Origin of the sequence: Paraburkholderia rhynchosiae (genome assembly GCF_002879865.1) — a bacterium.
Classification (GTDB): Bacteria; Pseudomonadota; Gammaproteobacteria; order Burkholderiales; family Burkholderiaceae; genus Paraburkholderia; species Paraburkholderia rhynchosiae.
The window spans coordinates 346,138-356,197 of record NZ_PNXY01000006.1; the positions used below are offsets into that span (position 1 = coordinate 346,138).

The 10,060-nt window shown below is 60.3% G+C and carries 6 protein-coding genes and 2 pseudogenes; 2 read left to right on the top strand and 6 right to left on the bottom strand.

Going from position 1 to position 10,060, the window contains the following annotated elements; genetic code table 11:
- Positions 1-328 precede the first annotated feature (328 nt).
- Both adh and C0Z16_RS11635 read left to right on the top strand, forming a co-directional pair.
- Complete coding sequence (gene adh, locus C0Z16_RS11630; protein ID WP_102632274.1) at positions 329-1,849, top strand: aldehyde dehydrogenase; 1,521 nt, start codon at positions 329-331, stop codon at positions 1,847-1,849.
- A 73-nt stretch (positions 1,850-1,922) separates the two neighbouring features.
- Positions 1,923-2,318, top strand: a complete 396-nt coding sequence (locus tag C0Z16_RS11635) for a DUF779 domain-containing protein (RefSeq protein WP_102632275.1) — start codon at positions 1,923-1,925, stop codon at positions 2,316-2,318.
- 3 nt (positions 2,319-2,321) lie between these two features.
- Here C0Z16_RS11635 and eutC read toward each other — a convergent pair whose 3' ends face one another.
- From eutC to C0Z16_RS11675, 6 genes and pseudogenes are all read right to left on the bottom strand, one after another.
- The gene (gene eutC / locus C0Z16_RS11640) at positions 2,322-3,125 is read right to left on the bottom strand and encodes an ethanolamine ammonia-lyase subunit EutC (RefSeq protein ID WP_102632276.1); all 804 of its coding nucleotides are present in this window, start codon (positions 3,123-3,125) and stop codon (positions 2,322-2,324) included.
- A complete protein-coding gene (locus C0Z16_RS11645; protein WP_102632277.1) occupies positions 3,122-4,516 on the bottom strand; it encodes an ethanolamine ammonia-lyase subunit EutB in 1,395 nt (464 codons plus the stop codon). Before C0Z16_RS11645 ends, eutC begins: the two co-directional genes overlap by 4 nt.
- Positions 4,517-4,559: 43 nt before the next feature.
- Positions 4,560-5,963 carry an ethanolamine permease gene (gene eat / locus C0Z16_RS11650; RefSeq protein ID WP_102632278.1) on the bottom strand — a complete coding sequence of 468 codons (1,404 nt, stop codon included), beginning with the start codon at positions 5,961-5,963 and terminating at the stop codon, positions 4,560-4,562.
- 723 nt (positions 5,964-6,686) lie between these two features.
- Positions 6,687-6,954 (bottom strand): annotated as a pseudogene (locus tag C0Z16_RS11655) (transposase); the annotation flags it as partial.
- 896 nt (positions 6,955-7,850) lie between these two features.
- Positions 7,851-8,429 carry a pyridoxamine 5'-phosphate oxidase family protein gene (locus tag C0Z16_RS11665; RefSeq protein ID WP_102632279.1) on the bottom strand — a complete coding sequence of 193 codons (579 nt, stop codon included), beginning with the start codon at positions 8,427-8,429 and terminating at the stop codon, positions 7,851-7,853.
- Positions 8,430-8,948: 519 nt separating this feature from the next.
- Positions 8,949-9,953, bottom strand: a pseudogene (locus C0Z16_RS11675) (IS91 family transposase); the annotation flags it as partial.
- Between the last annotated feature and the right edge of the window lie 107 nt (positions 9,954-10,060).

A 10,060-nucleotide genomic window follows, 5' to 3' on the forward strand; every position in this document is an offset into this window, starting at 1 on the left:
ATGGAATATCGAAGAGGAGAACAAGGCAAGTCCCATGCCGATCGCATTCGCTTGCTTACTGCGCCGATTGCGCGAGCCTGCGCCAGGGCCCTGTTCAATTCGTGAACAGCAACAACGATATTGATCAGAAACGACGCGCCTGCTCGCCGTCGATGGAACGCAATAGCGCGTGATCTAGTGCGCCGGTGCCTGTCCTCCGTGCACGGCTCACCAGCCGGGTGCATTGGCACGCTTCTGGCTCTACGGTGTCGCGGCCGCGTTCAACGGATTGCAAGCGATTGCGACATCGCGCCGACTATAGCCCATTCAAACATGTGAGGAGCACACAATGAATCACGCGGAGATGCAGTTTCTGACGACCGAATTCCCGTACAAGAAGCAGTATGCGAATTTTATCGGCGGCGAATGGGTGAAGCCCGTGGGTGGCGAGTACTTCGATAACGTATCGCCGATCACGGGCGAGCCGTTCACGTCGATACCGCGTTCGCGTGAAGCCGATATCGAACTCGCGCTCGACGCAGCGCATCGCGCCAAGACCGCGTGGGGCAAGACCTCGACCACCGATCGCGCGAACATTCTGAACCGCATTGCCGATCGCATGGAAGCGAACCTGCAGCGTCTCGCGGTTGCTGAAACGATCGACAACGGCAAGCCGCTGCGCGAAACGATGGCCGCGGACATTCCGCTCGCCATCGACCACTTCCGCTATTTCGCCGGCGCGGTGCGCGCGCAGGAAGGCTCGATCTCGGAGATCGACGACGACACAGTTGCCTATCACTTTCATGAGCCGCTCGGCGTGGTCGGTCAGATCATCCCGTGGAATTTCCCGATTCTGATGGCCGTATGGAAGCTCGCGCCCGCACTCGCGGCCGGCAATTGCGTCGTGCTCAAACCGGCGGAGCAAACGCCGGCTTCGATTCTCGTCCTTGCCGAACTGATTCAGGACTTGCTGCCTGCCGGCGTGCTGAATGTGGTGAATGGCTTCGGCCTCGAAGCGGGGAAACCGCTCGCGTCGAGCAAGCGCATCGCGAAGATCGCGTTCACCGGCGAGACCACGACCGGCCGCTTGATCATGCAGTACGCTAGCCAGAACATCATTCCGGTCACACTCGAACTCGGCGGCAAGAGCCCGAACATTTTCTTCTCCGACGTGATGAATCAGGACGACAGCTATTTCGACAAAGCGCTCGAAGGCTTCGCGATGTTCGCGCTGAATCAGGGCGAAGTGTGCACGTGTCCGTCGCGCGTGTTGATCGATGAAAAGATCTACGACCGATTCATGGAACGCGCGTTGAAGCGCGTCGCGGCAATCACGCAAGGGCACCCGCTCGACACGAAAACGATGATCGGTGCACAGGCTTCGCAGGAACAGTTGGAGAAGATCCTGTCGTATGTGGATCTCGGCAAGCAGGAAGGCGCTGAGTGCCTGATTGGCGGCGAACGTAATACGCTTGGCGGTGAACTGAGCAAGGGCTATTACGTGAAGCCGACCGTGTTCCGCGGTCACAACAAGATGCGCATTTTCCAGGAAGAGATCTTTGGGCCGGTTGTTTCAGTGACCACGTTCAAGACCGAAGAAGAAGCGCTCGAAATTGCCAACGACACGCTCTACGGTTTGGGCGCCGGCGTATGGACGCGCGACGGCACACGCGCTTATCGCTTTGGCCGGCAGATCCAGGCGGGCCGCGTATGGACCAATTGCTATCACGCGTATCCGGCGCACGCAGCGTTTGGCGGCTACAAGCAGTCGGGCATCGGCCGGGAAAATCATAAGATGATGCTCGACCATTATCAGCAAACCAAGAACCTGCTCGTCAGCTATAGCGAGAAGCCGCTCGGTTTCTTCTAAGCGTTCAAAGGTTAGCGATTCTTCCAAAGCGGGCCGCCTCACGCGGCTCGCTTTATTTCTGCGAGGGCATGTGATGGCCGACCAAAAAGAAGTAGCTCGCGTGATTGCAACCGCCGCCGCAATCGAGTTGATCGACACGTTGCGCGCGCAACATGGCAACGTGCTGTTTCATCAATCGGGCGGATGCTGTGACGGCAGCGCGCCGATGATGTTTCCTCGAAGCGAATTCATGGTCGGTTCGTCCGACGTGAAACTCGGCACCATTGCCGACGTGCCGTTTTACATGAGCGAGTCGCAATTCGAATACTGGCAGCACACTCAGTTGATCATTGACGTGGTGCCGGGCAACGGCGGCATGTTTTCGCTCGAACGGCCAAGCGGATTGCGCTTTCTGACGCGCTCCCGTCTTTTCGACGACGACGAGAACGCGTGGCTTGAATCGCATCCGGTGGAACGGGTAGATGCGTGAGCTTTAACTACCGTTCGTATTGGCGTTTGAGTCATCGCCGATGACGGGCGCTGGGGGCGCGCTGGCTAGCAGCGCGTCACTGTCGTCCTTCAGGCCCACGCCGGTGAGACCCAGACGCCTTGCATGCGTGAGCAGATAATGCAGCTTATGCGCGGCCAACGGATAGTCGAGTCCTTCCGGACGCACATTCGAAATGCAATTGCGTTGCGCATCACTACAGCCGACTTTCGGCGCGTATGTCAGGTAAATGCCGAGGCTATCCGGCGAACTCAAGCCAGGCCGTTCGCCGATCAACATGACGACGATCTTCGCGTGCAGCAGTTCGCCGATTTCATCGCCGAGCGCAACGCGCGCCTGCCGTGCGACGGCAACCGGGCCCATCTTCCAATCCGCGAGTTGCGGAGCGACAGCTTGCAGAAGCGGAATGGCTTGTTTCGATGCTGCGAATGCTGAGAGGCCGTCGCCGATCACGAACACCACATCGGGCGATTCGTCAGGTATTTGCGCAAGCGCAGCGCGGCTCTCTTCCGATAAACGCCGACCAAGGTCGGGACGCCGCAAATAATGCTCACGATCGGGCGCAGCGCTATGCACGTCCAGCGTCTTGAAGTTTTGCGCGCGCAGTTGCTCGTGCAACGCGTCGGTATCGAGCGGATGATGCACGGCGTCGCGCGCTTGCGCGTGCGAAAGGTTGAATGCAAGCAGCGGCGCGGTCGGCAAGCTGTTGCCCGCCCGGCCCAATGCAATGCGCGCGTTGGTGAACTGACGCAGCGCATTCCATGGATTTTTTTCGAGGAAATCGTTCATGCGATGCCCATCCAGTCGCGCGTGCCTTCAAGCAGCGGTTGTTGCGTCGATGCGCTTAACAATGCGCCACGCGCGTCGGTGATCTGCATCGACTCAAGCCATTCTTCGAACTCCGGTGCCCGGCGCAAGCCGAGCACGTCGCGCACATACAGCGCGTCGTGAAAGGACGTGCTTTGATAATTCAGCATCACGTCGTCCGCGCCCGGAATGCCCATGATGAAGTTGATGCCCGCTACGCCGAGCAGCGTTAGCAGGTTATCCATATCGTCCTGATCGGCTTCGGCATGATTCGTGTAACAGATGTCGCAACCCATCGGCACGCCGAGCAGCTTGCCGCAGAAGTGGTCCTCAAGACCGGCGCGCGTAATCTGCTTGCCGTCGTACAGATACTCGGGGCCGATGAAACCCACCACGGTATTCACGAGAAACGGATTGAACTTGCGCGCGACTGCGTACGCGCGCACTTCGCAAGTCTGTTGATCGACGCCGAAATGCGCGTCCGCCGACAATGCGCTGCCTTGCCCCGTTTCGAAGTACATCAGATTGCTACCGACCGTGCCGCGTTTCAGCGACAACCCCGCTTCATACGCTTCCTGCAATAACGCCAGCGAAATGCCGAATCCGGCGTTTGCTTTCTCCGTGCCCGCGATCGACTGAAACACGAGGTCGACCGGCGCACCTTTTTCGATCGCTGCAATCGTGTTGGTGACGTGCGTCAGCACGCACGATTGCGTCGGCACCTGATAGCGCTGGCGGAATTCGTCGACCATCAGCAGCAGCTTGGTGATGGCGGCGAGATTGTCGCTGGCCGGATTGATGCCGATCATCGCGTCGCCACAACCGTACATCAGACCGTCAAGCATCGAGGCCGCGATGCCCTTCACGTCATCCGTCGGATGATTGGGTTGCAGACGCACTGACATGTGCCCCGGCAAACCGACCGTGTTGCGAAAGCGCGTGATCACCGGACGTTTGCGCGCAGCCGCGATCAGATCCTGGTTGCGCATCAGCTTCGAGACTGCCGCGACCATTTCAGGCGTGAGGCCTGCGACGATACGCGTGAGCGCATCGGCGTCGGTCGTATTGCTCAACAGCCAGTTGCGAAAGTCGCCCACAGTCAGGTGCGAAATCTCGGCGAACGCTTGTGGCGAATGGTCGTCGATGACGAGACGCGTGACTTCGTCGCTTTCGTAGGGGATCAACGCTTCGTTGAGAAAGGTGCGCAGCGGCACCTGCGCGAGCGACATCTTCGCGGCGACGCGTTCCTCTTCGCTCGCCGCCGCCACGCCGGCGAGCTGATCGCCGGAGCGTTGCGGGCTCGCCTTCGCCATGAGTGTCTTCAGATCGGCGAAGCGATAAGTGCGGCTGCCGATTGTCTCCGTATAGCTCATCTTTACGACTCCAGCGCCGCTGCGCACGCAGCGGCTTCGTCCGTCATTCTTCGAGCAACGCGTCCGCCGGCGCAGCTTCGCGTTGATGGCGCGTCAACAGGAAGTAGACGTAACCCAGCGCGAGGAAGATGGCGAACACGATTGCCACCAGAAAGTTGAAGTACACCATCGTCGCCAGACAGATCACTGCCGCCACCAGCGCGAACGCCGGGAACACCGGAAACAGCGGCGCGCGGAACGGGCGCTCCATGTCCGGCTCAGTACGGCGCAGCTTGAACAGCGACAACATGCTGATGATATACATCACGATAGCGCCAAACACGGACATCGTCACGATGTTCGCTGTCAACGTCTGGCCGCCGAACTGGATCAGTTCGTCGCTGTAGATCGCCGCAATGCCGATCACGCCGCCAGCCAGAATCGCGCGATGCGGCGTCTTGAAGCGCGGATGCACTTTCGAAAGCCACTCCGGCAAATAACCCGCGCGAGCCAGCGCGAAAATCTGCCTCGAATAGCCGAGGATGATGCCGTGAAACGACGCGACGAGACCGAACAGGCCGAGCCACACGAGCATATGCATCCAGCCGCTATGTTCGCCGACGATGAACTTCATCGCTTGCGGCAGCGGATCGTTGATGTTCGACAGCTTGGTCCAGTCGCCCGCCGCGCCCGCAAACACCATCACGCCGATGGCTAGCACGACCAGCGTCAGAATGCCGGCGACGTAGGCGATGGGAATCGAACGCTTCGGGTTTTTCGCTTCTTCCGCCGCCATGGCGACGCCTTCAATCGCGAGGAAGAACCAGATCGCGAACGGGATCGCCGCGAACATGCCGTTAAATGACCCCATGCTGAACGTGTCCGCGCCTGACCAGCCGCCCTTCGTGAAGTTCGACCACTGGAAGCCGGGCGACACGACCCCCATGAAGACTAGCAACTCGAAAATGGCGAGCAACGTCACGCAGAGTTCGAAAGCCGCGGCAATCTGCACGCCGACGATATTCAACGCCATAAAGACGATATATGCGCCCATTGCCGCGTGTTTCGGCTCGAGCCCCGGAAACTGCACGTGCAGATAGGCGCCGATTGCGAGCGCAATGGCGGGTGGCGCGAACACGAATTCGACGAGCGTGGCGGCGCCTGCCAGATAGCCGCCCGTCGGACCGAATGCGTGGCGCGCGTAGGCGAACGGGCCGCCCGCGTGCGGGATCGACGTCGTGAGTTCGGTGAAACTGAAAATGAAGGTGGTGTACATCGCGGCAATAAAAACCGCCGTGATGACGAAGCCGAGCGTGCCCGCGCTCGCCCAGCCATAGCTCCAGCCGAAATATTCACCGGAGATCACGAGACCGACTGCGATTCCCCATAGCTGCCACGTGCCGAGCGTCTGCTTCAACTCGTGATGCGTGACTTTACCGACGTGCTGACTTTTGGACTCTGATTTCATCGGACGCTCCCTGAGTTTGCCGCTCGCTCGACGCCGCAAGACCGCGGTTCGTGGGCGGACAGGCCTTCGCCGATGGTAGTGAGCCATTATTCGAGGTGTTATCGAAATTCGGCAAAATTGGCGGGGTTTATATCAATGGGCGCTTAACTCGTCGCGCGTGAAATGCGTTTCGGATTCGCGGGAGCTGGATGGCACCAGGAAGTCGGCCAACGGTCGGTTGCCTGTCGAGAAGGAAGGCGACCGGTTTGTGCTTTACGAGCAGCGGACAGTCGAGCAGAAGATGGTGCGCTCATTCCGGTGTTTTGTAACGGAGAGCTTCTGGCCCGGCGGCCTCTTGCGGAGATCCGCGAACGGCTTGCTGCGTGACGGATGCTCACTATCGGTGATTTTTTCGCGGCTGCGTGCACCGGGCAATTGCCAACAGGGCTATGCCCGCGACAAAACGCCCGGCGACGTTGCCAGTGCGTCGGGATACATTGATCCCAATCACTCGACCCGGACGCCGGACAGGTCCATGACGCCTTGAGTCGGTCGCGGATCTCGGCGAGAGACTGACGGAGCAGAAGCTCGCCATTGCGGAAAACCGGGACCAGTGCACCCGCCTTCAGCCTCCTCGACTGTCTGCTGTTCGTAAAGCACAAATCGGTCGCCTTCCTTCTCGACGCCCAACCGGCCCTTGGCCGACTTCTTCGTGCCATCGTCAGTCGCGGGATCCTTGTAGATGAACACCTGCCAATACGGGTTCTCCGCCCATTGCCACACGACCTCTTCGTCGGACAGATCGAACGCGTGCTGCAAATACAGCAGCCCGGCAATCAGGCGCGGTGACGTTGCCGGTCGCCCCTTGTCCGAAGCTCTCGCTCATCGACACACCCAAACGATCCCAGTTAATCAGATCGGCCAGTCGCACCAACGAATGCTTCACGTTGATCTGCTCGCGTAGCGGTTGCCTGAAGAAATCTCGCTCAGTTACAGGCGTCTTCGGACCTATCTGCGCCTCAGCAGGAATTGCAGGATTCACGCATCAATATGCCAGGTCCTTGCAATTCCCACAACACCATTTCGGACCCAAAGCGTCACTGTAGAAGGCTCTACGGATTGTTCAGGTCCGACTAAATATTGCCCCGGGCCGTATTGGCCGCTGGTGACTGCGTCCTTGATTGCGATGTAGACGTCATCTGCGGAACGGGCCAACTCAAACTGGTTTGTATGCAATTTTGCGAGAATTCGTGGCACGAGGCCCTCTTTCGGCTAGTCGTTGACGCGATGTATGCAATGTGGGGCATGCTGGAAGGTGGGGATTTCCCTGCATGCGGCTTGTTCACCGGTTTCGGCATCGCCGCGTGAGCGCGCTGTGCCCGGTGTAACCGGGCGGCGTCTGCATTTTGGCCGGCGCGGGTAGGTGCAGGCACAATAGCCTGACGCGTCTGTTTGCTTAGTTTTGTGGCTCGGTCGATGCCAGTGCCTGTTTCTACGTCTGCGCCAGAGGGCGCATCCCGTGAGACGAGCGGCCGTATGGACGTCGGGATGTCTGAGCCGGCCAGCGGCCGCTAATGGCGGTTGAGGCAGTACCACCGGCAATTCGCTTGCCGAAAACCGGCCATTGAGCGACGGCGCACGAGATCTCGGCTATTCGATTTGGATGGCGACTCTACCGGCGGCTCATGGCCCAACCCGGGAGTTGCTCGTCGGTCGACGTTCAAGCTCCCCGATTCAACCCAGAGCTTCCGTCTTCGTTTAGCGTTATTCGATGCCTTGATTTGAATTAGGGCAGGCATCAATAACGCTAGACGAGAGTGGTAAGCGGGTCGGGCATCCCTAAAGTCTGCGAGGGAATAAAGTGGCCGGGGCTGGCCAAAGGATTGCCGATGTAGGGCGCGCGCGGTCTCAGGGAGCGATCCATTTGCGAGTCCACTCGTCGCCGCTGCGTATAAAACGCGCCCGCTTCGGATTGTCGGCTTCCGATAAGTCAAGCCAGTCAATGCTGACCGCTCGCACCTCAACGACACAAAAATGCGCAAGGCCTTCATCGGGACCGGGAATATCGCTTTTTTTTCCGAACGCGTCCCGCGGCTGGGCGATCGGCGTCCCCGGGGCGAGCAACGTTCGATACTGGATCAGGTCGTGGTCGCGACTGGCCTTCCAGGCGTCAACTCGCACTGGCCCATCGCGGATAATGCGAGCCTCGCCGAACACGCGAATCTGTAGCTTACGATCCGAATCGACGCCAGCAAGTGCTATTCGCGGCTCGCGGTCCAGCTCCGCGACCTTCGGCGAACGCAAGTCGGTGTGGAAACTGATCAGGTTCTCCGGTTCGCTGACCCGCCGAAGGGCCACCGTCCGAAGGTTCGGCGCGCCATCAAGACCGATCGTTGAGGCCTGCATCGCATTGAACGCGTGATCGCTTTCGCTTGCCGCGGCAGCGAGGCAACCCCATATCCGGAGATAAATCTCTCCTAGTTTCATTTAGGTTCTCCCGGTTGCTGGGCGGCCAAGCAGGGACTTTCATAGCAAGGGGTAGGCCTGGCGGCTGCCAGCGTAAGGCCGCACATCTTGCACCACGATGGACATCACTTCTGGCAGTGTCGACTCTTCCCTTGCTGGCACTCTCACATCCAGTAGACCGTCATCGTTAAGGGTTATTGGACGTCTGCCTCGTTCACATGACCGTGAGTATGCCGCGGCGCGTGTGGGCAGGCGTCGAATAAGCCTCGAGGGAGGAAACCGCGGAGTGGTCCGGGACGCTCGGAATCTCGGTCGGCTATGGCGATTGATGGTCTGGCATCCTCAGTATTTCTGGAGGACGGCGGCTTGAACAGAATGCTGGAAGAGCGCAGACGTCGTGAGGATGCGATGCACTAACGCGAGGGTGACGAGGAAGTGGCCGTACGGGAGGCTGCGTGACGCGCCAGGCACAAACGTCCGCTTGTGGGCCGCGTTGCCGCAAAGCCGACGTTGGGTTGGGATATCGAGGAAGCGCCGCATTCATGGGCGGGCCTGCATCGGGGGCGCGCGAATCGGTGCGGTGCGCTGGAGGATGTCGATGACGATCATCGGGGCTCCGCAGTGCCGACAGATGAAGACGGCCCGGAGCGCGACGACGGGCTCCCGGGATGGCGGTTCGGATTCGGGCGTGACGTGCAGCAGCTCACGCACCTTCGCGAGACTGGCGCGGCGCACCGGGTTGGCGATCAGCCCGTAGTGACGGATGCGATGAAACCCGCCGGGCAGCACATGAAGCAGGAAGCGACGCATGAACTCGCCAGCCTCCAGCGTCATGGTCTTGTAGCGGGTACGCCCCTTCTCGCGATAGTCCTTCCAGCGGAACGTCACGCCGTGCTCATCGACGGCCAGCAGACGCTGGTTGGAGATCGCTACGCGGTGCGTATAGCGCGAGAGGTACGCGAGCACGGCTTCGGGGCCCGCAAAGGGGCGCTTGGCGTACACAAACCATTCGCAGCCACGCAGAGGTGCAAGCCACTGGGCGAAGACGCTCGGATCGGCGAGCGCCGCGTACTCGCCGAAGAACTGCAACTGGCCGCGCCGGTGAGAATCAGCGAGGGCTTCGAGGAAGCGGCGCCGGAACAGGCGCGAGAGCACGCGCACCGGCAGGAAGAAACCGGGCCGGCAGGCGATCCAGCGTTCTCCGTCGGGCGACAGCCCGCCGCCAGGGACGATGCCGTGCACGTGCGGATGATGCGTGAGCGCCGAGCCCCAGGTGTGCAGGACGAGCGTGGCGCCAATCTGCGCGCCGAGATGCCGGGGATCGCCGGCGATGGTGCGCAGCGTGTCGGCGGCGATGTCGAACAGCAGCCCGTAGACGACCCGCTTGTTGTACCAGGCGATTGCGCTGATGGCAGCGGGCAGCGTGAAGACGATGTGGTAATACTCGACCGGCAGCAGATCGGCCTGACGCGCTTCGAGCCAGCGTCGTGCGGCATTGCCCTGGCACTTGGGGCAATGGCGGTTGCGGCAGGTAATGGAGTTCACTCCATTACCTGCCTTATGGGAAGTGTTTTCCTATGGGGAGAAGGCACGCCCTGAGCGGGCACGGAGCGAACTCCGCGCCCCTTTTTTCTCTCCATTAAAGCTTGGCC

Coding starts and splice junctions, on each gene's coding strand:
- eutC (WP_102632276.1), bottom strand. CDS start 3,125: ATGAACGATTTCCTCGAAAAAAATCCATGGAATGCGCTGCGTCAGTTC.
- eat (WP_102632278.1), bottom strand. CDS start 5,963: ATGAAATCAGAGTCCAAAAGTCAGCACGTCGGTAAAGTCACGCATCAC.
- C0Z16_RS11665 (WP_102632279.1), bottom strand. CDS start 8,429: ATGAAACTAGGAGAGATTTATCTCCGGATATGGGGTTGCCTCGCTGCC.
- C0Z16_RS11635 (WP_102632275.1), top strand. CDS start 1,923: ATGGCCGACCAAAAAGAAGTAGCTCGCGTGATTGCAACCGCCGCCGCA.
- C0Z16_RS11645 (WP_102632277.1), bottom strand. CDS start 4,516: ATGAGCTATACGGAGACAATCGGCAGCCGCACTTATCGCTTCGCCGAT.
- adh (WP_102632274.1), top strand. CDS start 329: ATGAATCACGCGGAGATGCAGTTTCTGACGACCGAATTCCCGTACAAG.